Genomic DNA, 443 nt, shown 5'->3' on the forward strand with positions numbered 1-443 from the left:
GAATATTAATGTCTATTTCGAATGCAAAAAACGGCAACACTATTTTTGAAAGTATTTTAAGAAAGAATGTCCCTTTAATCTTTTTCGACAGAAAAAAAGCAATTCAAGGCGTGAGTTCAGTGACTATTGATGATTTTAATGGTGCGTATTCTGCAACAAAACATCTCATAGAACAAGGCTGTAAAAGAATTGCGCATTTATCCAATGATAGAAGGTTAGAAATTTTTAAAAACAGATATCTTGGCTATAAACAAGCTATTATTGATCATGGTTTAGCATATGATGAAAGTCTAGTTATAGAAACTTTTAGTAAAGTTATTGAGGGAAGAAAATCAACAAAATTATTATTGGATTTACCAAATCCACCAGATGCCATTTTTTCCTCCAGCGATTTTACTGCATTGGGAGCCATTGAAGAAATAAAAGCAAATGGACTAAAAATC

The 443-nt window shown here is 31.2% G+C and carries 1 protein-coding gene; it reads left to right on the forward strand.

Features of this window, described 5'->3' with window-relative positions; translation table 11 throughout:
* Positions 1 to 443, forward strand: a 443-nt coding sequence (locus tag IU405_RS00765) for a substrate-binding domain-containing protein (protein ID WP_197436740.1), incomplete at both ends; no start/stop codon positions are given.

Origin of the sequence: Polaribacter sp. BAL334 (assembly GCF_015767435.1) — a bacterium.
Taxonomy (GTDB): Bacteria; Bacteroidota; Bacteroidia; order Flavobacteriales; family Flavobacteriaceae; genus Polaribacter.